26 protein-coding genes and 1 pseudogene are annotated in these 24,977 nt (G+C 63.8%); 3 read left to right on the top strand and 24 right to left on the bottom strand.

Annotated features, from left to right (window positions below):
* Positions 1-2 precede the first annotated feature (2 nt).
* Entirely contained in the window at positions 3-665 is a 663-nt protein-coding gene (locus AC3A5K_RS16375; RefSeq protein WP_487618620.1) for a protein-L-isoaspartate O-methyltransferase family protein, read from the bottom strand.
* Positions 666-813: 148 nt separating this feature from the next.
* The gene (locus AC3A5K_RS16370; RefSeq protein WP_487618619.1) at positions 814-1,497 is read right to left on the bottom strand and encodes a TetR/AcrR family transcriptional regulator; all 684 of its coding nucleotides are present in this window, start codon (positions 1,495-1,497) and stop codon (positions 814-816) included.
* A gap of 72 nt (positions 1,498-1,569) precedes the next feature.
* Here AC3A5K_RS16370 and AC3A5K_RS16365 point away from each other — a divergent pair, with 72 nt between their 5' ends.
* On the top strand, positions 1,570-2,721 hold the full coding sequence (locus AC3A5K_RS16365; RefSeq protein WP_487618618.1) for an efflux RND transporter periplasmic adaptor subunit: 1,152 nt from the start codon (positions 1,570-1,572) through the stop codon (positions 2,719-2,721).
* Positions 2,722-2,809: 88 nt separating this feature from the next.
* Positions 2,810-5,980, top strand: a complete 3,171-nt coding sequence (locus AC3A5K_RS16360; RefSeq protein ID WP_487618617.1) for an efflux RND transporter permease subunit — start codon at positions 2,810-2,812, stop codon at positions 5,978-5,980.
* Positions 5,981-5,985: 5 nt separating this feature from the next.
* Here the strand turns inward: AC3A5K_RS16360 and AC3A5K_RS16355 are convergent, their stop codons facing one another.
* The 18 genes from AC3A5K_RS16355 to AC3A5K_RS16270 form a co-directional block, all read right to left on the bottom strand.
* Positions 5,986-7,230: a cyclic di-GMP phosphodiesterase gene (locus AC3A5K_RS16355; protein ID WP_487618616.1), complete on the bottom strand. Its 1,245-nt coding sequence runs from the start codon at positions 7,228-7,230 to the stop codon at positions 5,986-5,988.
* A 353-nt stretch (positions 7,231-7,583) separates the two neighbouring features.
* Positions 7,584-7,883, bottom strand: a complete 300-nt coding sequence (locus tag AC3A5K_RS16350; RefSeq protein ID WP_487618615.1) for a hypothetical protein — start codon at positions 7,881-7,883, stop codon at positions 7,584-7,586.
* Between the two features lie 286 nt (positions 7,884-8,169).
* Complete coding sequence (locus tag AC3A5K_RS16345; protein ID WP_487618614.1) at positions 8,170-8,763, bottom strand: demethoxyubiquinone hydroxylase family protein; 594 nt, start codon at positions 8,761-8,763, stop codon at positions 8,170-8,172.
* 62 nt (positions 8,764-8,825) lie between these two features.
* Complete coding sequence (locus tag AC3A5K_RS16340) at positions 8,826-9,497, bottom strand: DUF998 domain-containing protein (RefSeq protein ID WP_487618613.1); 672 nt, start codon at positions 9,495-9,497, stop codon at positions 8,826-8,828.
* Between the two features lie 70 nt (positions 9,498-9,567).
* Positions 9,568-10,008, bottom strand: coding sequence for a DUF2628 domain-containing protein (locus tag AC3A5K_RS16335; RefSeq protein ID WP_487618612.1), 441 nt, complete (start codon positions 10,006-10,008; stop codon positions 9,568-9,570).
* 514 nt (positions 10,009-10,522) lie between these two features.
* The gene (locus AC3A5K_RS16330; RefSeq protein ID WP_487618611.1) at positions 10,523-10,861 is read right to left on the bottom strand and encodes a VOC family protein; all 339 of its coding nucleotides are present in this window, start codon (positions 10,859-10,861) and stop codon (positions 10,523-10,525) included.
* A gap of 99 nt (positions 10,862-10,960) precedes the next feature.
* Positions 10,961-11,197 carry a hypothetical protein gene (locus AC3A5K_RS16325; protein ID WP_487618610.1) on the bottom strand — a complete coding sequence of 79 codons (237 nt, stop codon included), beginning with the start codon at positions 11,195-11,197 and terminating at the stop codon, positions 10,961-10,963.
* Between the two features lie 317 nt (positions 11,198-11,514).
* Positions 11,515-11,721 carry a hypothetical protein gene (locus AC3A5K_RS16320; protein ID WP_487618609.1) on the bottom strand — a complete coding sequence of 69 codons (207 nt, stop codon included), beginning with the start codon at positions 11,719-11,721 and terminating at the stop codon, positions 11,515-11,517.
* A gap of 102 nt (positions 11,722-11,823) precedes the next feature.
* Positions 11,824-12,144 (bottom strand): hypothetical protein, encoded by a 321-nt coding sequence (locus tag AC3A5K_RS16315; RefSeq protein ID WP_487618608.1) that lies wholly within the window; start codon positions 12,142-12,144, stop codon positions 11,824-11,826.
* 383 nt (positions 12,145-12,527) lie between these two features.
* Positions 12,528-12,869: a hypothetical protein gene (locus AC3A5K_RS16310; protein WP_487618607.1), complete on the bottom strand. Its 342-nt coding sequence runs from the start codon at positions 12,867-12,869 to the stop codon at positions 12,528-12,530.
* 99 nt (positions 12,870-12,968) lie between these two features.
* Positions 12,969-13,175 carry a hypothetical protein gene (locus AC3A5K_RS16305; protein ID WP_487618606.1) on the bottom strand — a complete coding sequence of 69 codons (207 nt, stop codon included), beginning with the start codon at positions 13,173-13,175 and terminating at the stop codon, positions 12,969-12,971.
* A gap of 486 nt (positions 13,176-13,661) precedes the next feature.
* The gene (locus AC3A5K_RS16300; RefSeq protein ID WP_487618605.1) at positions 13,662-14,063 is read right to left on the bottom strand and encodes a hypothetical protein; all 402 of its coding nucleotides are present in this window, start codon (positions 14,061-14,063) and stop codon (positions 13,662-13,664) included.
* An 88-nt stretch (positions 14,064-14,151) separates the two neighbouring features.
* Positions 14,152-15,009, bottom strand: coding sequence for a DUF2971 domain-containing protein (locus tag AC3A5K_RS16295; protein ID WP_487618604.1), 858 nt, complete (start codon positions 15,007-15,009; stop codon positions 14,152-14,154).
* A gap of 71 nt (positions 15,010-15,080) precedes the next feature.
* Positions 15,081-15,965 (bottom strand): hypothetical protein, encoded by an 885-nt coding sequence (locus AC3A5K_RS16290; protein ID WP_487618603.1) that lies wholly within the window; start codon positions 15,963-15,965, stop codon positions 15,081-15,083.
* A gap of 79 nt (positions 15,966-16,044) precedes the next feature.
* Entirely contained in the window at positions 16,045-16,422 is a 378-nt protein-coding gene (locus tag AC3A5K_RS16285) for a DUF2513 domain-containing protein (RefSeq protein WP_487618602.1), read from the bottom strand.
* A gap of 80 nt (positions 16,423-16,502) precedes the next feature.
* Positions 16,503-16,814 (bottom strand): hypothetical protein, encoded by a 312-nt coding sequence (locus tag AC3A5K_RS16280; RefSeq protein WP_487618601.1) that lies wholly within the window; start codon positions 16,812-16,814, stop codon positions 16,503-16,505.
* Between the two features lie 115 nt (positions 16,815-16,929).
* On the bottom strand, positions 16,930-17,433 hold the full coding sequence (locus tag AC3A5K_RS16275; RefSeq protein WP_487618600.1) for a hypothetical protein: 504 nt from the start codon (positions 17,431-17,433) through the stop codon (positions 16,930-16,932).
* Between the two features lie 59 nt (positions 17,434-17,492).
* Positions 17,493-18,035: an NUDIX domain-containing protein gene (locus AC3A5K_RS16270; RefSeq protein WP_487618599.1), complete on the bottom strand. Its 543-nt coding sequence runs from the start codon at positions 18,033-18,035 to the stop codon at positions 17,493-17,495.
* A gap of 526 nt (positions 18,036-18,561) precedes the next feature.
* Here AC3A5K_RS16270 and AC3A5K_RS16265 point away from each other — a divergent pair.
* A pseudogene (locus AC3A5K_RS16265) lies at positions 18,562-19,568 on the top strand (integron integrase); the annotation flags it as partial.
* 41 nt (positions 19,569-19,609) lie between these two features.
* Here the strand turns inward: AC3A5K_RS16265 and ilvD are convergent.
* From ilvD to leuC, 4 genes are all read right to left on the bottom strand, one after another.
* Complete coding sequence (gene ilvD, locus AC3A5K_RS16260) at positions 19,610-21,460, bottom strand: dihydroxy-acid dehydratase (RefSeq protein ID WP_487618598.1); 1,851 nt, start codon at positions 21,458-21,460, stop codon at positions 19,610-19,612.
* Between the two features lie 309 nt (positions 21,461-21,769).
* Complete coding sequence (gene leuB, locus AC3A5K_RS16255) at positions 21,770-22,858, bottom strand: 3-isopropylmalate dehydrogenase (protein ID WP_487618597.1); 1,089 nt, start codon at positions 22,856-22,858, stop codon at positions 21,770-21,772.
* A complete protein-coding gene (gene leuD / locus AC3A5K_RS16250) occupies positions 22,848-23,468 on the bottom strand; it encodes a 3-isopropylmalate dehydratase small subunit (protein ID WP_487618596.1) in 621 nt (206 codons plus the stop codon). Before leuD ends, leuB begins: the two co-directional genes overlap by 11 nt.
* The gene (gene leuC, locus AC3A5K_RS16245; protein ID WP_487618595.1) at positions 23,468-24,898 is read right to left on the bottom strand and encodes a 3-isopropylmalate dehydratase large subunit; all 1,431 of its coding nucleotides are present in this window, start codon (positions 24,896-24,898) and stop codon (positions 23,468-23,470) included. Before leuC ends, leuD begins: the two co-directional genes overlap by 1 nt.
* Positions 24,899-24,977 lie beyond the last annotated feature (79 nt).

Genomic DNA, 24,977 nt, shown 5'->3' with positions numbered 1-24,977 from the left:
GATCAGAGAGAGAAACGCGGCACCGGAGCGGCACCCGCGAGATAGACGAGTTCGGTTTCGAACAACGATTCGATGGCCGGCGCGTTGACGTCGTCGCCTGTGCGCGTGGCCAGCACCGCTTCCATCGCCGGCGCCTGGCCGCGGACGATGAACATCCGGCCGCCGGGACGCAGCCAGGCCAGGAAGCGTTCGGGAATCGTGTCCACCGCGGCGCCGACGCAGATCGCATCGAACTGGCGGTCACTGTGCCAGGTGAACGCATCGGCGGCGATCACGTCGACGTTGGCGATGCCCTGCGCGGTCAACCGGTCGCGCGCGGCGTCGGCGAGATCGGCATGCCGCTCGATCGACACCACGTCGCGCGCCAGATAGCCCAGGCACGCGGCGAGATAGCCACTGCCGGTGCCGATCTGCAGCACGCTTTCGCCCTGTTCCAGACCCAGCGCCTGCAGTGCGCGACCTTCGAGCACCGGCTTGAGCATGGTCTCGCCATAGCCGATCGGCAGCTCCAGATCGCTGTAGGCGAGCGCCCGGCGCGCGTCGGCGACGAACGCCTCGCGCGGCACGCGGGAGATGGTCTCCAGCACGCGGGGGTCGAGCACGTCCCAGGGACGGACCTGTTGTTCCACCATGACCTCGCGGGCCTTGGCGTAGTCGATCGTCATCGTTGCGGTTTCCTTGTTCGCCAGCGCGCAATTCTAGCGGTCGCGGGCCGGGTCATCATCGCGGGGGCATTCGGGTTCACGCAGTGCCGGAAGTCACCGGCACCGACGGCATGGCGAGACGGGGTGATACAGAGACCGCCCGGCGCTCTCAGCGGCCGGGGCGGGCGCGTCCATAGGCGCGCAGGAACATGTCGACGGAGGCGTCCAGGTGCGCCCGACGCTGCGCGGCGCAGGCGCCGGCGTCCTCGCAGTCGAACACCATGCGCTGGTGCAGGTCGCCCTTGAGCAGCACGAAGAACTGCGCCGCGGCGGTGTCGACGCGCTCGGCATCGATGTCCAGATCACCGGTCTCCATGCGCCGGCGCAGCAGCGCGGCAAAGGCTGCCTGCACGCGCTCCGGACCGCTCTGCCAGAACCGCTGGGCCAGACGCTTTTCCACCATCTGCGGCGTGCACAGCAGGCGGTGGCCAGCAATCGCCTCGGGCGAACCGACCATCGCGAAGAAGGCTTCGGCCACCTCGCCCAGCCGCTGGCGGATCGGCGTGCCCGGGGAGGGTTCGAAGATCGAGGCCGGCATCTGCTGCTCGCAGTACGCGGCGGCGGCCTCGGTGAACAGCGCATCCTTGTCGCCGAAGTGGCTGTAGACGGTGAGCTTGGACACCCCGGCCTCAGCCGCGATCTGGTCCATGCTGACGCCTTCGTAGCCCTGTTGCAGGAACATGCGCTCGGCAGCCTCGAGGATCGCGGCGCGCTTGGCCAGATCCTTGGGACGGCCGGGGCCCGCCGTGCGCGATTCCGGAAGCGGTGCGACAGGGGCTGGGCGGCTGCTCATTCGCCTAATACTATACCAACGAGTTCTGAAAATATACGATACGCCTCCGTATCCCCTGCTCCGGGTCCTCCCATGTCCTGCGCCCGATCCGCTGTCCTGTCCCGTTCGTCCGGTCCGCTGGGGGCGGCGCTCTGCGCGCTGCTGGTGCTGGCAGGCTGCAGTCGCGATGCCACACCGCCCGAGGCACCGCGTCCGGTGCTCGTGGTCCGCCCGGCCGATCTCGCGGCGCGCAACGACCTGTCGTTCGCCGGCGAGATCCGCGCCCGTCAGGAAAGCCCGCTGGCCTTCCAGGTCGGCGGCAACCTCGTGCGCCGGCTGGTCGATGCCGGCGCCCAGGTCACCGAAGGCCAGGTGCTGGCCGAGATCGAACCCGGCGACCTGCGTCTGCAGGCGCAGTCGGCCCAGGCGCAGCTGGCAGCCGCCGAAGCCGAGTACGAGCGTGCGCGGACCGATCGCGCACGCTACGCCCAGCTGGTGGACCAGCAGCTGGTCAGCCGCTCGACGATGGACACGCAGGACGCGGCCTACAAGGCGGCGCTCGCCCAGGTGCGCGCGTCGCGTGCGCAGGCCGACGTCGCCGGCAACCAGGCCGGCTACACCCGGCTGCTGGCACCGCGCAACGGTGTGATCGCCAGCCGCCAGGCCGAAGCGGGCGAGGTGGTGGCCGCCGGCCAGCCCATCTACACGCTGGCCGGCGACGACGGCCGCGAGGTGGCGATCGCATTGCCGGAATCCGGGATCGACCAGTTCCGCATCGGCCAGCCGGCCGAGGTCACGTTGTGGAACCGTCCCGACGTGCGCCTGCGCGGCACGATCCGCGAGATCGCGCCCGCCGCCGACGCGCAGACCCGCACCTATGCCGCGCGCGTGGCGCTGGATGCGGGCGAAGACCGCGTCGAACTGGGCCAGAGCGCGCGGGTCTTCCTGCGGCCTGCCGGCAGCGGCGATGCCTTGAACGTGCCGCTGGCGGCGATCCAGCCCGGCGCCGATGGCGGCAAGTCGGTCTGGGTGGTCGATCCGGCCAGCCGCGCGCTGCAGCGGGTACCGGTCGAAACCGGCGACTACGGCGCGCAGTCGGTGCCGGTGCGCGCCGGCCTCACCGCCGACGCGCTGGTGGTCGCAGCCGGTGGGCATCTGCTGCGCGAGGGGCAGATCGTCGCACCGGTGGACCGCGACAACCGTCCGGTCGTGACCGCGCCTGCACCTGCGGAGGCCGGCGAGTGAACCGCCCGCCATCCGCGCTTCGCGCGATCGACTACCGGGGCATCCGCCTGCCACGTCCGGGCCGCAGCTTCGCTGCGCGGAGTGCGTCATGAGCCGCTTCAACCTGTCCGAATGGGCGCTGGGCAACCGCACCCTCGTCGTCTACCTGATGCTGGTCGTCGCCGTGGCCGGCATCTTTTCCTATGGCCGGCTGGGCCAGTCGGAGGATCCGCCGTTCACCTTCAAGGCGATGGTGGTCCAGACCCAGTGGCCGGGCGCCACCGCCGAGCAGGTCTCGCGCCAGGTCACCGAGCGCATCGAACGCGCGCTGATGGAAACCGGCGACTACGAATTCCTGCGTTCGTATTCGCGCCCCGGCGAATCGCAGGTGATCTTCTTCGCCCGCGATTCGATGCACTCCCGTGAGATTCCGGATCTCTGGTACCAGGTGCGCAAGAAGGTCGGCGACCTGCGCCCGCACCTGCCGCAGGACGTCATCGGTCCGTTCTTCAACGACGAGTTCGGCGACACCTTCGGCAATATCTACGCGCTGACTGGCGACGGCTTCGACTACGCGATCAAGAAGGACTACGCCGACCGCATCCAGCGCGAGCTGCAACAGCTGCCGGATGTCGGCAAGGTCGAACTCGTCGGCCTGCAAGACGAGAAGGTCTGGATCGAGGTCAGCAATACGCGGCTGGCGACGCTGGGCATCTCGATGGGCGCGGTGCAGCAGGCGCTGGCCGAGCAGAACGCGTTGGCGCCGGCCGGCTTCTTTGAAACCGGAGAGGCGCGGGTGCAGCTGCGCGTGGACGGCGCGTTCGAATCGGTCGAAGCCCTGCGTGAGTTCCCGATCCGCGCCGGCGACCGCACGGTGCGCCTCGGCGATATCGCGACGATCGAACGCGGCTTCGACGATCCCGCCGGGCCGCGCATGCGCTTCATGGGCGAGGACGCGATCGGCATCGCCGTGGCAATGCACGACGGTGGCGACATCCTCAAGCTGGGCCAGACGCTGGAAACCGGCTTCGCGCAGCTGCAGGAGACGCTGCCCGCCGGCATGGAGCTGCGCAAGGTGTCCGACCAGCCGCGTGCGGTGCGCGATTCGGTGGGCGAGTTCGTCAAGGTGCTCGCCGAGGCGGTGATCATCGTGCTGCTGGTGAGCTTCGTCTCGCTGGGCTTCCGCACCGGTCTCGTCGTCGCGGTGTCGATTCCGCTGGTACTGGCGATGACCTTCATCGCGATGGACCAGTTCAACATCGGCCTGCACAAGATCTCGCTGGGCGCACTGGTGCTCGCGCTCGGCCTGATGGTCGACGACGCGATCATCGCGGTGGAGATGATGGCCATCCGCATGGAGCAGGGCGACAGCCGGCTCGCGGCAGCCAGTTACGCGTGGACCCACACCGCGTTCCCGATGCTGACCGGCACCCTGGTCACCGCGGCCGGTTTTCTGCCGATTGCGACTGCTGCGTCGAGCACCGGCGAGTACACGCGCTCGCTGTTCGAAGTGGTGACGATCGCGCTGGTGGTGTCTTGGATCGCTGCGGTGCTGTTCATTCCGCTGCTGGGCGAGAAGATGCTGCCCGACCTCGCGAATCCGAAACCGCCGAAGCCCGGTTCGCTGCCCGCGCGCTGGTACGCCACGCGCACGCGCGCCGCGGATCGCTGGCCGGCATTCGCGTTCGCACTGGCGCCGCGCGATCCGCACGCGCACGACCACGATCCCTATCAGCGCCCGTTCTACCGGCGCTTCCGCGGCTGGCTGCACTGGTCGCTGACGCACCGCTGGCTGGTCATCGGCGCGACGGTGGCGCTGTTCGTCGCCTCGCTGCTGCTGTTCCGCTTCGTGCCGCAGCAGTTCTTCCCCGACTCGACGCGCATGGAATTGATGGTCGATGTCGAACTGGCCGAAGGCAGCTCGCTGCGTGCGACGGAAGCGGCCGCCGCGCGCCTCGATGCACTGCTCGACGGCCGCGAGGGCATCGAGTCGCGCGTGGCCTATGTCGGCACCGGCTCGCCGCGTTTCTATCTGCCGCTCGACCAGCAGCTGCCGCAGACCAACTTCGCCCAGTTCGTGGTCACCGCCACCGACGTCACCGCGCGCGAGCGTCTGCGCACCTGGCTGACCGACGAGGTCGCCCCGGCGTTTCCGGAACTGCAGTTGCGCGTGACGCGACTGGAGACCGGGCCGCCGGTCGGCTATCCGGTGCAGTTGCGCGTCTCCGGCGAACACGTGGAGCGCGTGCGCGAGATCGCGCAGTCGATCGCCGGCCGCGTGCGCGACAACCCGCATGTCACCAACGTCAATCTGGACTGGGACGAACCCAGCCGTGTCGTGCGCCTGGTTGTGGACCAGGGGCGCGCACGCGTGTTCGGCGTGAGCTCGCAGCAGCTGGCGCAGTTCCTGTCGAGTTCGCTGTCGGGCATGCAGGTCAGCACCTATCGCGAAGGCAACGAACTGATCGGCATCGTCATGCGCGGCCCCGAGGACGAGCGTGGCCAGCTCGACATGCTGGCCAGTCTCGCCGTGCCGACATCGAGCGGACAGTCCGTGCCGCTGGGCCAGGTGGCGCGACTGGAATCGACGTTCGAGGACGGCATCATCTGGCATCGCGATCGCCTGCCGACGATCACTGTGCGCGCCGATATCCGTGGCGACACGACGCCGCCCACAGTCGTCGCGCAGATCCTGCCGACGCTCGACGAGATCCGCGCCGCGCTGCCGCCGGGCTATCGCCTGGAGACCGGCGGCACCGTCGAGGATTCCGGCAAGGGCCAGGATTCGATCAAGGCCGGCCTGCCGCTGTTCCTGTTCGTCGTCGTCTCGCTGCTGATGCTGCAGCTGCGCAGCTTCTCGCGGACCGCGCTGGTGCTGCTGACCGCGCCGCTGGGCATGATCGGCGTGACGCTGTTCCTGCTGGTGTTCCGGGTGCCGTTCGGCTTCGTCGCGATGCTCGGCACGATCGCGCTGGCCGGCATGATCATGCGCAACTCGATCATCCTGGTGGACCAGATCGAACAGGACATCGCGGCCGGACACGCGCGCTGGGATGCAGTGATCGACGCCACCGTGCGCCGTTTCCGGCCGATCGTGCTGACCGCACTGGCCGCGATCCTGGCGATGATTCCACTGTCGCGCAGCGTGTTCTTCGGGCCGATGGCGGTCGCGATCATGGGCGGGCTCACCGTTGCCACGCTGCTGACGCTGACCTTCCTGCCGGCGCTCTACGCCGCGTGGTTCAAGGTGCGCGAGGACGAGCCGCCGCGCGCGCCGTAACGCGCTCACGGCAGCCAGAGTTTCTCGAGATCGCGCAGCCCGAATTCCGCCGGGGATTCGGGCTGCAGGATGCGATCGCCATCGCCGGTTGTGGCCAGGTCGACGTCGTGCATCAGCACGCGCGCGCGCCGGCGCAGGCAGTGGAACACCCGCACCCGCGGCTTGAGCAGCGCACCCGGCGCCTGTTCGATCACCACGGCCAGCTGCTGCGACTGCAAACGCACGAGCGTGCCCACCGGATAGATACCCAGGCTCTTGACGAAGGCCTGGAAGATCGCGGGATCGAAGTGCCCGGTCCACGACGCCATGCGCCGCAGCGATTCCGCCGGACACCAGCCGCGCTTGTACGGGCGATCGGACGTGATCGCGTCATAGACATCGCAGACCGCCGCCATGCGTGCCATGCGCGAGATGCGCTCGCCCGACAGCCGCGCGGGATAGCCCGAGCCGTCCATCTTCTCGTGGTGATGCAGGGCGATGTCGAGCGCGGCCGGGTCATCGACGCCGCTGTCGACCAGCAGGCGGTGCCCGTCTTCCGGATGCCGGCGCATCGCGCCGTACTCGGCTTCGGTCAGGCTGCCCGGCTTGTTGAGCACGGCCAGCGGCGACATCGCCTTGCCCATGTCGTGCAGCAGCCCGCCCTTGGCCGCGGCGTGCACCTCGTCCTCGGGCAGGCCCAGCTGGCGCGCGAGGGCCGCCATCAGCCCGGCCACAGCCATCGAATGCAGATAGGTGTAATCGTCGGCGGTCTTCAGCCGCGCGACGCTGATCAGCGCGTGCGGATTGCGCAGCACCGAGGCACAGACCGCCTCCACCAGTGGCGTCGCTTGGCCGGTGTCCACGCTGCGCCCCAGCCGCGCCTCGCCGAACATCGCCTCGACCAGGGCGCGGCCTTCCTCAAGCAGCGTGCGCGCCTGTTTGACCTCGGCCTCGAAGCTGCCTTCGGGCACGGTGCGGGGCGCGTGTGTGGTCACAGGCGTCGTGGGGGACCCGGGTGCGTCATCGACGGGCGTGCTGTCAGTTGACGACGTGGCAGTCGATGCGGCGCGCGCTTGAGGTTCGGGCGCGGCATCGAGCCCCTGACTGATGTCGATCACCAGCGTCTCGACCCCGCTCGCACCGATTCGCGCCACCGCATCGGCATCAGCCAGGAACGAGCTGCGCCAGAACGGGTGATCGAGCCACGAGCCGGACAGGCGCTGGACGAACATTCCCGGGCGAAGCTGGTCGGTACGGATCGTGCGGAGCATCGGGCGTCGGTAGCGGCGGGCGGGACGTTCTGGGCGTCCGCGCCGTCGCGATGCCGGCAGGACGCCGTCCGCAGACAGGCGCGCCGATAGGCAACTGGAACGATGGACCCCGCGTCCCTATCGGCGCCGCCGCGCTCAACTTGAGACGCCTGACGGGCGCTGGGAGACGGTGCATGCAATCGCAGGTGATGTACAGGCGCATCGTGCCGCCAGCCGAGCATGCCTTGCCTGCGACAGGCGCGTATCCGCGGCAGTGGGACTGCGGCGTGAGGCCTTTCGGCGCCTGGGCCCTGCTGGCGATGCGCAGTGTCCGGATCGGACGCACGCAGTCCGCAGTCCGATCCGTATCGCCGTCAGTCGGGTGCGTCTGCCTTGCCGAGCTGCACGACCTGGTAGACCGCCACATTGTGTCGGCCGAGTTCGCGCACGATTTCCGGGACCAGCTGCACCGGCACCGTGACCACATGGCCATGCGGGCGGTCTTCGATCACCAGCGCCGTCGACGCCATCGCCGGAATGTCGTGGCGTCGCGCGCTCAGGAAGGTTTCGATGACGCCACGCCCGAAACTCGCGTGATCGCCAATCTCGAGGTATACGCGGTAAAGCGTGTCCGTGCGGTCCATCGGAGTGCCGGCCGTGTAGGTGTCGTGCATGTGTCGCCTCGATGACCGGAATGCACCGCCGGCGGCGGATGCAACGACGATGGTGCTTCGACGTCTCGGCGCATGCAATCGCGCATGGTGGGTCGCCTGCGAGGCGGCTCGCATCGTGATGTCGAGGCAGCGCATCCGTGTACGCGAGATGCCGGGAGCAATACTGGAATTACAGGCGCCCGGCGCCGACATCGACAAGGTTGATGGCCGCTTTCGTGGGCGCCTTGGCACGTCGCCTGCGCGAGCGCGCCGTCGGCTCGATCCGAAACGCGGAGTGCTGCCGGCCTTACAGGCGCATGCCCAGCCAGATGACCGCTTCGGTCGACGCGGACACGACCGGCCTGAGCAGCCTCGACCAGGCGTCCGTCTCCGCCAAGTGGCCCGCCGATGCATCGTGATGCTGCTGCTCTTCGGCGACGATGTCGGCGATCGCCATCACGGCGGCCGGATCCACATCGCGCAGCGTGACCAGCTGGTGTTCGAGGTGGCGCAGCACCACGCTTTCGACCGCCACGGTCGTCGCCGCGATGGCGCGGGCGCCGCACACGCCGGTGACGATGCCCAGCACATAGCCGCCGATACCGCACGGCCAGTAGCTGCGGCAGCGCGGCCGGCCCCGACGACGCAACTCATCGCCAAAGAGTGCGCGGTGTCGCTGCTCGTCCGCTCTGAACGCCTGCAATGCGGGCACCATCTCGGGCGCGGTGATCCGGGCCATGTGGATCTGCGCCGTATAGATGCAGACCGCGCCATGTTCGCCTGCATGGTTGACCTTGAGAATGCGGCTGCCGAGGTCCGTGCCGACCTCGGACCGCGCTGCTGTCTGTCTGCTCATCGCGCCGTGCCCATCGTGTTCCCTTGTCCCGTCACCCGCGGACACGGGTGGCCGGTGCGCGTCCTGATCGAGCCGTTGAAGGACGGGCCCAAAAGTCCAACACGCGTTTAGCACCGAGTGTCCGCACGGGCCGACCCTTCCGCCGGCTGCGATACCGGGTGCGGGTCCGCAAGTGTGCGCACCATCAGCACCAGGGACACGGCCATCGCAACGTCGAGTGATCGCTGCAACAGACCGCGCCAGGGTGCGACCTCTGGCTGGACCATGGCCACGAACACCACCGGAAACGCGGCGCCGGTCAGCAGCAGAAAGCCGCGCCGCATGCGGAAAGGCCTGAAACCCGGGGCCACCGAGACGAGCGCGATCCCGATCCCCATGCCGAAGTACGCAAGCACCGCAAGCAGGTTGTGCCAGCGTTGACTCGGTGAGCCGTCGAGCGGGCAGCCAGCATCGCAGGGCGCGATGGCCCCCAGAAAATAGGAGAACGGAAGCGCCCACAGAAGCCAGAACCCTAGGCGACTGGTGCCCGAAACCCGTGTGATGGGCGCTGCAGCGATCAGGAACGCCGCCAGAAGCGCGGTACTCGCGACGAAGCCCACGTAGGTGAGCGTGCCTGCCCAGGCAGTTCCGGTCGCGTTGTATTCGCTGACGAAATTGGACAGCTGCGAGTAGCCGGGCTTCAGGGCCGCGCCAATGCAGTAGAAGCCCGCCACGTACGCGATGCTCGCGCCCAGCAGCAGGCGGGCGAGCTGCGCCCTGTTGAGGCGCGTTGCGCGCATCACGAGACCACCTGGCAGTTCAGCGAGGTCCTGCCGGGTGACGGCATCCGCTTGAGCGCATGTCGAAGCCTTACAGCCATGGCGCGTCGCCGAGTACGACCTTCCGGTAATAGCTGGTGTTTGCGCGGATCATGTACAGCGCCGCGAAGCCATAACCGATGCCGCGCGAGAACTTGCCGAGGCCGATGGCATCGAAGAGCAGGACTAGCGCAATGGCCATGATCAGGAACAGCACAGCCTGGCGCCACAAGCCTTTGGCAACGTAATAGAACGGCCCGAAGATGAAAGCGAGGAAGTTTGAGTTCAGCCTAAAGCGCTCGCCGAACGGAAGGTCCCGGAAGCGCGGCAGATCCGGGCCGCCCGCCTTGTCGATGAGCCTGAACCTGCGTTTCCAGGTTTCCGAGACATCCAGTCGCGCGATCGGATCGTCCGTCGGCTTCGGCGGGATTCGGGGCGAGGGCGGAGCGAGGGGCGGAATGCTGGATCCGTATGAATTGTATGGATCGCTCACAAAGACTCCTTTCCATGTGGGTGAAGCCAGGCCGCAAGACGGCATGGCCGTGGAGCGTCGGACGCGCGCAGGAAGCTCGCGTCCGCGGGCGTACAGCCGGCACGGCTCACGACGACAGGGCGAGTGCGGGGCCGGCGAACAGGTGCCGACAGCGCACCCGGTCAAGACAACCGCGTGGATTGCAGAAGGTGGAGCATCCCCAAGCGCCGCGGACAGACAATCCCGGCAACGCCAGCACTATGTACCGCGCGGCGCGTGCCCCGTAAAGATCGGAGCGGAGTTGGCCCATCGCTGCTGTGTCAGGGCGCTCGGGCACGCAAGCAGCGGGCAACGACGACGCGGCGCCGGCCCGCGCAACCCTCTGCATGAAAGGCCTGATGTGTCCGAGCAGCGGACGCGCGAAGGGTGGGCGTTCGCGGGGCGCCAATAAGTGATCGCGCGCGGCCCATCATGGCGACCGGAAGTCGCCGCGTGTGCGCGGCCCCTTCATTGAGACGGCGACATGCCGGCCTGATCAGACCTGCTGCTGGAAGGCAAGGTGGTAGCCGTTGCAGTCGCGGATGCCGAATTCTCTCGAACCATAAGGCATGTCCTGGAGCGGCCAGACCACGTCGGCCTTGTCCTGGACCAACGCAACGTAGTCATCCACGTTCGGCACCGTGAAGTAGAGCGTTCCGGAAAAGCCCGGCGAGCTTCCCCAGGGATGGTTAGCCGTGAAGATGAGGGTGCCGCCCGACTGCGTGACGGTGAGCGTGCCCTCCGCCGTATCCCGCACGTCGAAGCCGAGCACGGATTGATAGAACTGACGGGTCGCGCCGAGATCCGGAGCGTGCAGGAGCGCTGTCAGGGGCATGTATCACTCATCGGTTGGTGTGGCGCCTGATTGGATACACCAAAGTCGGCTCGGCTTGATCAAATGGCTGAGCCGCCTTGCGGGTATGTGCGCGTGACGTCATCGGCGACGCAAAAGGAAGTAGGCGGGGATCCCGAACATCAGCACAGCGCCGAGCGCCATGAACACCATCCATGACCAGCGTTGCGACAAGAACAGAAACAGTGCGAAGCCGACTGCATAGATGATGGCATGACCAAATAATTCACCGAAGAAAGAACCGCCGTCCGCGTCCTTCGATTCCCGGGAATCGCTCCTGCGGTAGGTTCGAAGAAATTCAAGATCTTCCGGCTTCATGGGGTGATCTCGGGTCCGAGTTGAGTCGCGCGACGAATTCGCGTTTGGTGCCCATTGAACGGATCAATGGCCTGCTGCCGCAAGTTTCTGGCGTGTGCCGGTGCCGGACATCACTGTAAAAGCGCCGATACGAGGCGAAGGCCATGTCGGCGTCCGTCATCGTGCGGATCTGCCCTGGATCGTGGGCGCACAGAAGTGCTTCTCCCCGTGCCGGCATAGCGAGTTCCGTAACCGGAAGTGTTTGAGCGCATCCATCTGGAACCTGACGCCAGGATCCCCCGACTGCGTTGCGAAGCCAGATCGACTTCAACGAACTGTCAGGCTGCTGGCCCCCGGTTTGCGTCCCTGTACTCCCGGATCGCGATAGGCAGCAATAGAGCGCCGATCAAGACGAGCGCGATTGACCCCATCAGGATCGCAGGGCCGACCCAGGCCGGCGAGGTTTTGAGAACCGCACCCAGAATCCCGCCCATCAAGGTGCCGATCACACCCGCGCAAAGCGAAATCGCGGACAGCAGGATCATCCTGCGACCTGATAGTGCCTTGTCGTTCCCGATAAGGGCTCTCCTGCGTTCGAATGTCTGAGTGAAGCTGTGCCGTGAAGCGGCGCCGGATCGAATGACTCGTCAGGGGTCTTGGCCGGATGCATCGGCAGGTTTGTAAGCGATGCTGATGGACCCAAGAAGCGAGTACACCCAGAGTCCGAAGGTGGCTGCAGAGCCGATCAACAACGTGAAGGCAGCCGTCAGGAACAAACCGATGAAGGGCGCAGACACGATCGCCACCCATCCGTGCAGCGGCTGATTGTTCCAGAACAGTGTGTCCATTCCCAAGGCTGCCATGCAGCCCATGAGGATGGTGAAGGGTACGAACGAAAAGAGCAGTCCTACGCCAACGAGCTTGAAAACCGTTCCAACGGAGAGCTTCTTGATTTCAAATGCCTGCATGTGGTTTCCCAAGAACCCGAATCCCGAACTGAGCCGAAGCAAGAAGCGGCATCGGTTCGAATGAATTGTTAGCTGCGACCGTTCCGGCCCTTCGTTCTCAAAGCTTGCGCAACTGCAGATCCCGTCGCAAGCATCCCAAACACTACGGGTATTCCCATTGCGGCCACTCCGAAGATCATGGGGCCAGTCATCGCAAGTCCGACCAGCGAGCATCCCATCAACGCTCCGCCGGCAACAATGATGTGCCTGGTTCGCACGAACGCGGACACGATGGCTCCGCCAGCTATCAACACGATCCAGGTGATGTATGCAGGATCCATCGCAACTAACGCCCCCGTTCTGCCGGCGCCGCAGGCGTTCGGAGGCCGCGGCCTGTCAGCCATTCAAAGGCCTTGATAGACAACTTGTGCACTCGCCGTATCCATTGGCCACGATGGCTCATCGTCCCCGGTTTCCCCTGTCTTGAGGCGGACGAGTGCGTGACCAGGCTGCTGCAATACCGCGAACCCGACGGAGAAGCGTTGGCCAATCATGTGCCTCAAATACGCTGCACCATATCTTTCATCGCCCTGCATGGCGTCAGAATATGGCGAAGCGCCTGCCTCCATCTTCCAGCCGAACATGCCAAAGCTGTCCAGCGGACTGCAGATCACCCACTGCGCATCGCAAACAGCGGCGAGAAAGATCTCAGCTGTCTTCTCAAGTGACTCAGAGATCGGACTCATGGCCAACGCCCGAATAAACCGCGTAACGAAGCGTCGTCGGCTTGAATGAATTGTTAGGCTCCAACCGCATGAGGCTTACTCCGGTAGTGGCTGGAAACTTCATGAAAGAGCCACACCTGTTAAAGCCGCCGCCGCAACAAGTTGAGCCACGATGACGGCCCAGAACAGCCAGGGTTGCTCCGAGCGGTTGACTTGAATAAATGCGGGATACCAAAGAATGCGGCCAGAGCGAATCGCGAGAATGGTGACCAGTGCAAGTAGGGAGGCCGACAGAAAGAGAACGATTGTTGTGAGTGCTGGATTCATGCGGTTCGAAATTTGGGACCTGACGCCTAAATTAAGCCACGCCGCGAAGCGGCGTCGGATTGAATGAATTGTTAGCGCTCATGCCACGTTGTCAACGTATCCGCCGATGCGCGCCAAAACCCATCTCTCGAATGCCGGTTCAAGTTGATCAAAGTACTCAGTGTGTATGTTTGCTGCTCGTTCCTTCCAGTTTACTTCGTACCGATTACCACGCCTAAGAAGAAATACTCCTTCTCCCCCGGGCTCTTCCTCAACAAATGTGTCGATTCCACGTGATCGCGCTTCATGAATAATTTCATCGGCGGACGCAGTCCAAAGTCTCTTTAGCTCAGAAGGTCCGTTGCCAAAGTACCGATTATTGAGTGCCCAGATTGCATTGCTGAGCACAGCTTCGATCTGTTCTTCTTTCGGAATGAAACTAATCATCATGAGAGCTAACGCTTGAATTAAGCCGTGCCGAGAAGCGGCATCGGATTGAATGAATTGTTAGGCCTGCTGCCAGACCTCGGGGGAGCAGAATGCATAGAGAAACACAACCAAGTCGATTGGAAAAACAAGCGCCGTGTTGATCAAGTAGGCAATGAGACCGGTTTTGGTGCCGTGCTCCGACTGCAGTGAGGATATGAATCTGCGCGACCAGAGCAGGCTACCAACACTTGCGGCGAAGAACACCGCCCAGAACCACTGGTGCAGGATTGGCTTTTCAACCAAGTACCCATAGCACGCTACAAACATGAGCCCGCTAGAAAGGGCGAGGAGCAGGCCGCCCCAGGTCTTTCTTGCACCCTTGCCGGCTATATCAGCCTGGATGCTGCTAAGGCGCAACAATAGGCCATACAGGTACAGCAGAGAGAACAGCGAGACATAGATGGCGAACGCTACGCGCATAGTCCGAATGCAGGTCTAACGCCCGAATTAAGCCGCGCCGCGAAGCGGCGTCGGCTTGAATGAATTGTTAGGGCGCATAGCAAAATACTCATCTGTACGAGGCATGGGATTTTCTGACTTCAATATTACCAAGTCCAAGTGTCTCCAAGAACACGGATATAGCTGTAGGTAGAGCATCATTTGTTGGTCCAAGGATTATCTCGGAAATTGGGTGATTGCCGCTTGGATCGACATAACTCAGATCAACATGAGGAACAGGGACTGAACCGCGCATTGAAAATTTTATTGGCTGAGGCTCAAAATCATTACCGAAGGAGGTGCCCCCGGAGTCCTCGAGCTTCAGGAAGCTATTACTTTCAACAAAATTAACCGCGTGAATCAATCTAACCTCTTGCTCCTCAGCAAAAGAGGGGTTTTTCAGTGCAGCTAGATCGCAAGAGAAAGTGGCGCATACCCTGAAAAAGTCATCAGTACTCTCGGGCTCTTCTTTGTGAACTTCACTAAGGGCAGAAATAAATTGTCCAATATCACGCTCCTGCTGCTCTGCGTCATACAGCACACGCAACGGCCTCGCTGCAAGACGACACAGGGCATCAGCCTTGAAGCCTACAAAGAAGCCAGAACCGTTTTCCGCATACGCCCTCCATTGGCTTAGTGTGTCGCCATTCAAGGAGAAGCAAGCGGCTAGTGGAAGAATGCTGAGGGATGATGATGAAATGATTTGGTCAATAGAATCCAGGAATTCTTTGCCGAGACGTTCAAGTGAATTGCCGGCGGCGCGTTCCCATCGGTGATAGCCCCAGTGCATCTCCATGAAATCGTTCATTGAGAAGATGTCGGAGAAGCGTATCGTCTTATTGGCGCAGATCGCCAGAAAGGTTTCCGGAGAGCAGTAGTGATACAGGATCTCGGTCTCGGCAGGTTTATACTGTCTTTCAAAAAGCATGTGAAGTTTCCAAAGCGCCCTAGCGCCTAAGTTAAGCCGACCCGCGAAGCGGGTTCGGCTTGAATGAATTGTTAGGGCGCGACGCCCATGAGTCTGGCGCACTTTTGCCACCCCGGCATATCCGACAAATCGAGCCGAGAGACTTCGGCGCTGTGGTACTCCGGCAGCTCGATGTGCAGAAGTACCCGCAACAGAATGATTGGCTGGTTGAATGCGTAACGAAGTAAGGCGTGAAGAAGTGCCTCATGTTTGTGGATCAGTGTAGTGATAGCAACGCGATCGTTGTGCGGGCATAGCGCGAACTCGGAATCTCCAGTCTCTGAAAGGAAATGCGATAGGCTGTCTGCGGCAGGATGAGTAACTTGACATAGCGAGCCATAGATGGCGTGTGCTTGAGCGAGTCCGAGTTTCTCCAGCTGGCCTATGTAAGCTCTCGCGCTCTTCGCCGAGTGCGAAGGTGGCGCAACCTCATCTTTCGCCAGCTTACGGCCGTGTGAGAAGTGGATTAGTTGGTCTTCAAGCTCTCGGCTGGTGATGATCTGACTGGACTTCAAGTTTAGCGCGTCATTAACAGCACCCCTGTTCTCTGCAAGAAATGGGGCCGCGCCTGCCACACCAGATAAAGAGTCTGCAGCAGATTCAATAAGAGACCGCAAGTTTGCGCAGAATGGCAGATATAGGTTCTGTTCGCGAGCGACGTGCACACCATTTACCCACTGAGCCGAGCGGAGTATCGAGCTTGCGGCTGCGAAGTGCGCCCGGCCCACGAGCTCATGCCAGTAAATGCGTTGCGCTCGACCGGTATCCTGAACGATGAGCTGCTCGAAGTTTTCCGGCGGGAAGAACTTGTATTTGACCGATCGTGCGCTCAGTTCCAACTCTATTCGGGAGGCGAGTGATGCGAAGTTCTCGGCGCCGTGCCCGAATATTTCGTTGATTGATGGAGATGACGACATAGTTTTCGAGCGCCCTAACGCCCGAATTGAGCCGACCCGAGAAGCGGCTTCGGCTTGAATGAATTGTTAGGCCCGGACTTCAGGAGCCTAAGCCGATCAGTTGTCTAGTGATAGAGGTGCCAAGTTCTTTTAGAAGGCTGATCGAGATGTCGCCACCGACCTCGGCTGACTTCGCTTTAACTCTACGCCAGACGGTGTCGCTCCTCACACTCTCAATGAAGTCATGACCTGAAGGGGTAAGTCTTGTAACCATCACTGCAGCCGGAACAGTCGGGTCTATGTTCCCGACGGAGTATCTGACAGTTCCGACCGCCAGTCCGGAGTCAACAATCTGTGCTAAGTGGTAGCTCACTTGATCAGAGGTGTATCCGTCCACCGCATGGTTCGAGCTGATCGCTCGGTCAGCGCTTTCAAGATCGAGCATGAGCGCTCTTAGCAGTTCATTCTCACGTCGCACGACTCTCCCCCTCGGGCCTAACGTCCGAGATAAGCCGACTGGCGAAGCCAGTTCGGCTTGATTGAGTTGTTAGGCCTTGCCTAGGGACCTACCAATTGGATACGCAGGGCTTGCCACTCTGCCCAGCAACTGTTGGGATCGACATCCTTGTAGCCCTGCACCTCTTCGAGGCGGTTCTTGTCGCCGGGAACGACGGTGACCGTTGAGTTGTCTCTTACTGCCAAGACCTCAGACTCTGTCAGGGCACTACCTTTTCTTTTCTCTTCGGCGAGCAATTTGGATGCTAAGGAGGGAATAAAGGCAATTGTGAGGTTCTGCGGATTTGGTCGCGAGGCAAGCTCTGCGTAGCCCCCAACGTTTAGGAGTTCAAGGTTTTCGCCAGGTGCAGCCATTGCTACTCCGCTCAATAGGTAAGTGGTTAAAAGGTGGGTGAGCCGCATAAGTGAGCGCAAGGCCTAACGCCTGAATTAAGCCGTGCCGCGAAGCGGAATCGGCTTGAATGAGTTGTTAGGCATTGCTGCCCAGAACACCTACTCGTCCGCGGAGCCAACCGCTGGCTTCTTCCTGGCGAATAAAATCATCTATCTTCTGTTTGGTAGCAGCGTCAAGCTCGGAAAGAAGATGATTGAACACACGAATTGTCGACTCATCTGGCGTGTCTTTTCCATTGGCAATTGAGACGAGAAAGTCTCCAGCCCAATCCGGCAAGGTCTTGATGAGACGAGGTAGCTCTTGGACGAGTGCCTTGCAGTACGGGATCTCTCCAAACCGCCAAGCGGCATGCCCGGCTATCTGATAGGCACCATAGTCGTTCTCTGCCTGAAACGACTCGACTACCGCCAGCGCATACTCAAAACCTTCAGTTCCTTGAAGGGCGTCGAGCATCTCCATATAGCGGTTGAATCGAGTTTCCCTTTCATCCCATCCGACCGAATCATCTTCATCCTGCACGATGTTACCAACGTGCAGAAGTTCTGCTCTCCATTCTTCGAACTTCCGTTTCGTGTCCATGCAAGGCCTAACGCCTAAGTTAAGCCGCGTAACGAAGCGGTGTCGGCTTGAACGCATTGTTAGGCCTCAACTCCGCGCAACTTGGCAAGGAATCTGTGGAGATGTGGGTCAGTACGATGGAGCGGCGCCTCTGAGAACGGGAACCACTTTGCATCGTGAAACTCAGAAGGATCAAAGTTGATCGGGCTGGCGCGATCTGCAGTGACAGCGTACCAAAGCGAAACATCAATGTGACCCGAGGTTAGGCCGACGGTCTCTGTCACGGTGACCATCCGAGGTTGACCAACTTGGTCTAGATGGATGTCAATGCCAAGCTCTTCTTTGAGCTCACGGACCACCGTGAGTCGCGGATCTTCATCAGGCTCGACATGCCCACCAGTTGGCAACCAAAGCTCAGCGTTCTTGTGATCCACTAGCAGAATGTTTTCGTCACAAACCAGGGCGAAGTACGAAACTAGATGCTTAGGTGGCACGGCAGGCTTCTCAACGCGGAAAAGCGGCGCTCCTGACTCAACCCAAGCGAGTGCGTCACGTAGATGCTCCATTTCCAGAGCATCATGGGGCTTGATCGCCAATAGTTCCGAGTGCACGCGGTCTTTCATCTGAGGCCTAACGCCTGAATTAAGCCGCGCCACGAAGTGGCGTCGGCTTGAATGAATTGTTAGGGCTATTGTTCGGTAACCATGCTTTTCGCGCATTGACACATACAGTCGATGATCTCTTTCTCGAACAAGGCGATGTTGTTCGGATGTTTTATATGGGCACTTGCATAGCAGCTGTCAAAACAGTGTCTAATATTTATTGGCGATCCTTCTCTAACTTTGTCTACAGCAACTCCGGCGCAGTTCGCATAGTTAGTAATGATGTTGTCGGAACTTGCGTCGGCCTTCTGCTCTGAGACACCAAATTGCTTCTGGAGCTGTTTGGAAATGTAATCAAAAGCGTCCAATGGCATAGCAATCTCCTTAGTATTCCTAACACCAAGTAGCGCTCAAAAAGCGCGATATGCACGGATGATCTTTGACCCGCCTATGTCTGTCAACGCAGAAGAACGCACGTCGACTCAAGTAATTACCTGATGCCGTAGGCAGCAACTGCTCGCGTAGCGTCCGGTGCTTGTCGAAGGAAATGCGCTGTTGTGCACGAATCGGCTCGAATGTGGGATATGCACCGGACGATCGTTCGCCAAGGCTGATCTACGCGGTGCGGGCGCGCTTGCGGGTGCGGCACTACAGCATCCGGACCGAACAGATCTACGTCGGCTGGATCCTGCGATTCATCCGCTTCCATGGTCGTCGCCACCCGCGCGAGATGGGCGCTCCGGAGGTCGAGGCCTTTCTCTCCTCGTTGGCGGTCGAGGGGCGCGTGGCGGCCAGCACACACAACCAGGCGTTGTCGGCATTGCTGTTTCTGTATCGCGAGGTGCTGGACATCGAATTGCCGTGGATGGCCGATGTCGTGCGCGCCAAGCGTCCGCGGCGACTGCCCACGGTTCTGTCGGAAGACGAGGTGGCGCGGCTGCTCGCGCAGATGGACGGTCGCGCTTGGCCGGTCGCCTCGCTGCTCTACGGCACCGGAATGCGACTGCTCGAAGGTCTGCGCCTGCGCGTACAGGATCTCGATCTCGTCCGGCGGGAGATCGTGGTCCGGGATGGCGAGGGGGTCGGGACCGGCGCACCATGCTGCCGACGTCCCTCGTCGAGCCGCTGGAGCGCGAACTGCTGCGAACGCGCATGCTCCACGAGGCGGATCTTGCAGCGGGTTTCGGCCGCGTATGGTTGCCGTATGCGCTTGAACGCAAACTGCCAAACGCGGCCGCGGCTTGGGGTTGGCAGTACGTGTTCCCGGCGCCGCGCCGAAGCACGGATCCGCGCGATGGCGCGGAGCGCCGGCACCACCTGGATGACGGCATGCTGTCGCGCGTGCTCAAAGGCGCGTGCACGCGTGCGGGCCTGGTCAAGCGTGTGTCCGCACACACACTGCGCCATTCCTTTGCCACCCACCTCATCGAACGTGGACAGGATATCCGTACGGTGCAGGAACTCCTGGGCCACAAGGACATTGCGACCACGCAGATCTACGTGCATGTGCTGGGGCGCGGCGCGAATGCCGTGGCCAGCCCGCTCGATCGCCTGCCGCCGCCTGTCGGGACGTCACACCGCGCGGCGGTGAGGTGTCAGTCGCCGAGCAGGGCGCGATCGCGTACCGCGCCCTTGTCGGCACTGGTGGCGAGCAGGGCGTAGGCCTTGAGCGCTGTGCTCACTTGGCGCGGACGCGCGTGTTTCGGCTTCCAGCCTTGAGCGCGCTGCGCGCTACGGCGTGCGTCGAGCTGCGCATCGTCGACGAGCAGCGCGATCGACCGCGCGGGAATGTCGATCCGGATGCGGTCCCCGTCGCGCACCAGGGCGATCGTGCCGCCGGCCGCGGCTTCCGGTGAGACATGCCCGATCGACAGGCCCGAGGTGCCGCCGGAGAAGCGGCCGTCGGTCAGCAGCGCACACTTCGCGCCCAGACCTTTCGACTTCAGGTAGCTGGTCGGATACAGCATCTCCTGCATGCCCGGGCCGCCCTTGGGACCTTCGTAGCGGATCACCACGACGTCGCCGGACTGGACCACGTCATCGAGGATGCCGGCGACGGCGTCCTCCTGGCTTTCGAACACGCGCGCCGGGCCTTCGAAGACATGGATCGATGCGTCGACGCCGGCGGTCTTGACCACGCAGCCGTCGGCGGCGAGGTTGCCGGTGAGCACGGCGAGGCCACCTTCGGCCGAGTAGGCGCTCGCGACATCGCGGATGCAGCCGCCCACGCGGTCGGCGTCGAGCGTGTCCCAGCGCGTCGCCTGGCTGAAAGCGGTCTGTGTGGGGATGCCGGCCGGGCCGGCGCGGAAGAAGGTGTGCACGGCGTCGTCGTCGGTGACGTCGATGTTCCAGCGCGCAATGGCTTCGCCGAGGGTGGCGGCGTGCACGGTCGCGACATCCGTATGCAGCAGACCGCCGCGCGCCAGTGCGCCGAGGATGGCAGGAATGCCGCCGGCGCGATGCACGTCCTCGACGTGGTAGTCGGGCGAGTTCGGCGCGACCTTGCACAACTGCGGCACGCGGCGCGACAGGCGGTCGATGTCGGCCATCGTGAAGTCGACCTCGGCCTCCTGCGCCGCGGCCAGCAGATGCAGGATCGTATTGGTCGAACCGCCCATCGCGATGTCGAGCGTCATCGCGTTCTCGAACGCCGCGAAGGTTGCGATGCCACGCGGCAGGGCGGTCGGATCCTCGCCGCCGTACCAGCGGTGGCACAGTTCGACCGCGGTGCGGCCGGCGCGCAGGAACAGCTGTTCGCGGTCGGCATGGGTGGCGAGCAGCGTGCCGTTGCCGGGCAGTGACAGGCCCAGCGCTTCGGTCAGGCAGTTCATCGAGTTCGCGGTGAACATGCCCGAACACGAGCCGCAGGTCGGGCAGGCGCTGCGTTCGACCGCGGCGACCTCGGCATCGCTCGATGCGGGATCCGCTGCCATCACCATCGCATCGACGAGATCGAGCTTGCGTCCCGCCTCGCCGTTCGCGAGCCGGGTCTTGCCGGCCTCCATCGGGCCGCCGGAGACGAACACCACCGGCACGTTGAGCCGCAGCGCGGCCATCAGCATGCCGGGCGTGATCTTGTCGCAGTTGGAAATGCACACCAGGGCGTCGGCGCAGTGCGCATTGACCATGTATTCGACGGCGTCCGCGATCAGTTCACGGCTCGGCAGCGAATACAGCATGCCGTCGTGGCCCATCGCGATGCCGTCGTCGACGGCGATGGTGTTGAACTCCTTGGCCACACCGCCGACACGTTCGATCTCGCGGGCCACCAGCTGGCCCATGTCCTTGAGATGCACGTGTCCGGGCACGAACTGGGTGAACGAGTTCGCCACCGCGACGATCGGCTTGTGGAAGTCGCCATCGGTCATGCCGGTCGCGCGCCACAAGGCGCGCGCGCCGGCCATGTTGCGGCCGTGGGTGGAGGTTCTGGAGCGATACTCGGGCATCGGGGACTCGAAAGCGATTGGCGTGTGGCGATGGGTGACGGTTGGACCGGCTGCCATCGACGTTGGCGTACTCAACAGGAAGGCGGGTCCGCGCGATGACGGCTCGCGACCTTCCGATGGTCCGGTCATCCGGTGGCGCGTTGCTGGCGTCTTCGAATGATCAGTGTCGTCGGGCGTGTGGTGCACCGCGTCCGGGGCGGTGTGGAAACGACGATGTGGAGAACGGTTTCGACCTTTCTCCACCCGCCGATCCGCAGGTGGGTTTCGTCGATCTGATCCCGACGCAGCCCCATGCGGCGGCCTGCGTGATCAGTCACGCAGGTCGGCCACCTGACAGGTGCTTTCGATGCGCTCGAGCACCGCGGCGGTGACTGCGCGCGTCGAGCGGGCTTCGCCACCGGCGGCGAGATCGGCACTGAACACGCCGTCCTCCAGCGCGGCATCCACGGCCTGCTCGATGCACGCCGCTTCCATCGACAGTCCCAGCGAGTAGCGCAGCAGCAGCGCGGCGCTGAGGATCGTGCCGTAGGGATTGGCGATGCCCTGGCCGGCGATGTCCGGCGCCGAACCGTGGATGGGCTCGTACATGCCGACGCTGCCTTCGCCCAGCGACGCCGACGGCAGCAGGCCCAGCGAGCCGGCCAGCATCGAGGCCTCGTCGGTCAGGATGTCGCCGAACATGTTCTCGGTCACGATCACGTCGTAGGCGCGCGGTTTCGACAGCAGGTGCATCGCCATCGAGTCGACCAGCTGATGTTCCAGCGTGATGTCGGGGAACTCGTCGCGTGCGACACGCGTGGCGACATCGCGCCACAGCCGCGAGGTTTCCAGCACGTTGGCCTTGTCCACCGACGTGACGTGGCCGCGGCGCCCGCGTGCCAGCAGGCAGGCACGGCGCACGACGCGTTCGATCTCCGCCACGGTGTAGGTGCACAGGTCGCTGGCGGACTCGGCGGTGCGGGTGCGCTCGCCGAAGTAGATGCCGCCGGTGAGTTCGCGCACCACCAGCAGATCCACGCCGGCCAGCAGATGCGGCTTGATCGGCGAGGCGCCCATCGCGGCGGAATGCGGCTTGGTGGGGCGCAGGTTCGCGTACAGGCCCAGCGCCTTGCGGATCGCCAGCAGGCCCTGCTCGGGGCGCACGCGCGCGTTGGGATCGGACCACTTCGGGCCGCCCACGGCGCCCAGCAGCACCGCATCGGCGTCACGCGCGGCAGTCAGCGTCTCGTCGGGTAATGGCTTGCCGGTGGCGTCGATCGCGGCGCCGCCGATCAGGTGTTCGTGCAGCGAGAAGCGGTGGCCGTAACGGCGCGCCACGGCCTGCAGCACCTCGACGGCCGCGGCGGTCACTTCCGGGCCGATGCCGTCGCCGGGCAGGATCACGATGTCAGCGTGCATGGGTGTGTGCCTCGTAGGTGGTGATGTCGGCGCGGCGCGCCAGCAGGTAGCCCATTTCGTCGACGCCTTCGAGCAGGCAGGTGCGGGCGAATGCGTCGAGCGGGAAGGGATGCACGGTGCCGTCGGGCGTGCGCAGTTCGCGCGCGGTGATGTCGATCTCCAGCACGTCGTCCGGACGCGCCATCAGCGCCTGGACGTCGGCTTCGGGCAGTACGATCGGCAGCAACCCGTTCTTCAATGCGTTGTTGCGGAAGATGTCGGCGATCTCGCTGCTGACGATCGCGCGCAGGCCGAGGTCGCGCAGCGCCCACGGCGCATGCTCGCGCGACGAACCGCAGCCGAAGTTGCGACCGGCGATCAGCACCGACCGGTCCGCGTTCTCGGCGCGGTTGAACGCGAACGCCGGATTCGGCGCGCCGTCATCCAGCCAGCGCCAGTCGTTGAACGCGTGGCGGCCCAGGCCCTTGCACTCTGTCGTCGACAGAAAGCGCGCGGGGATGATCTGGTCGGTATCGATGTTGGTTTCGCGCAGCACGACGCTGCGCGAGCGCACCGGGAACTCGAGGACTTCATTGACCGCGGACGTAGCGGCGGAATCGGACGCGGCCATCAGGCGACCTCACGCTGGGACGGGGTGGAGAACAGGTCGCGTGGATCGCCGACGCGACCATGGACGGCCGCCCAGGCCGCGGTCATCGGCGAGGCCAGCAAGGTGCGCGAGCCGGGGCCCTGGCGGCCTTCGAAATTGCGGTTGCTGGTGCTCACGGCCAGCTGGCCCGGCGCGACCAGATCGCCGTTCATCGCGATGCACATCGAACAGCCCGATTCGCGCCATTCGGCGCCGGCTGCGCGGACCACGTCGTGGATGCCTTCGGCCTCGGCGGCGCGCTTGACGATCTCCGAACCGGGCACGACCAGCATGCGCACGCTCGGCGCGACGTGGCGGCCGCGCAGCACCTGCGCCACCTCGCGCATGTCGCTGAGCCGGCCGTTGGTGCACGAACCCACGAACACCACGTCCACCGGCGTGCCGGCCAGCGTGTCGCCCGCGTGCAGGCGCATGTAGTCCAAGCCCTTCTGCGCGGCGACGTCGGCCGCGGCCGGAATCGGCACGTCGACACCGATCGCGGTGCCCGGATGGGTGCCCCAAGTCAGCGTGGGACGGATGTCGGCGGCATCGATGACGACTTCGGCATCGAAGCGCGCGCCCGCATCGCTGCGCAGCGACGACCAGCGTGCGACCGCGGCGTCGAAGTCGGCACCCTTCGGCCCGCGCGGTGTCTGCGCGATCCAGTCGAACGTCACCTGGTCCGGGGCGACCATGCCCGCGCGCGCGCCGGCCTCGATCGACATGTTGCACAGGGTCATGCGCTGCTCCATGTCCATCGCGCGGATGGTCGAGCCGCGGTACTCCAGCACATGGCCGGTGCCGCCGTTGACGCCGATCACGCCGATGATGTGCAGGATCACGTCCTTGGCGCCGACGCCCGGCGCCAGTGCACCGTCGACGGTGATCGACATCGTCTTCGCTTTACGCTGCAGCAGGCACTGCGTGGCCAGCACGTTGCCGACTTCGCTGGTGCCGATGCCGAAGGCCAGCGCGCCGAAGGCGCCGTGCGTCGAGGTGTGGCTGTCGCCGCAGACGATGGTCATGCCGGGCAGGGTGAAGCCCTGCTCGGGCGCGATCACGTGCACGATGCCGCGGTTGTCGGATGCCATGTCGAACAGTTCGATGCCGAACTCGGCGCAGTTGGCGGCCAGTGTCTCGACCTGCGTGCGCGCGGCCTCGGTGTAGTAGGGCAGGCGACCATCGGCATCGGCCGGAAGGGTTGGCGTGGAGTGGTCCATCGTGCCCTTGGTGCGGTCCGGGCGATGCGGCGTCAGGCCCCGGCTGCGCAGTTCCGTGAAGGCCTGCGGCGAGGTGACCTCGTGGATCAGGTGCAGGTCGATGTACAGCACCGCAGGCGCGGCATCGCTCTCGGGCAGCACGACATGTGCGTCCCACAGTTTGTCGAACAGGGTGCGTGGCTTGCTGGACATCATTGCTGGCTCTTGTCTTTGTGTGGGAGCGCGCTTGCGCGCGATGAAGCGGGACCGGGAAGCGTCATCGCGCGCAAGC

Source organism: Luteimonas sp. Soil_C_5 (genome assembly GCF_057656615.1).
The sequence above is the reverse complement of the archived record's forward strand: the minus strand, read 5'-3'. Positions and strand labels throughout refer to the sequence as shown.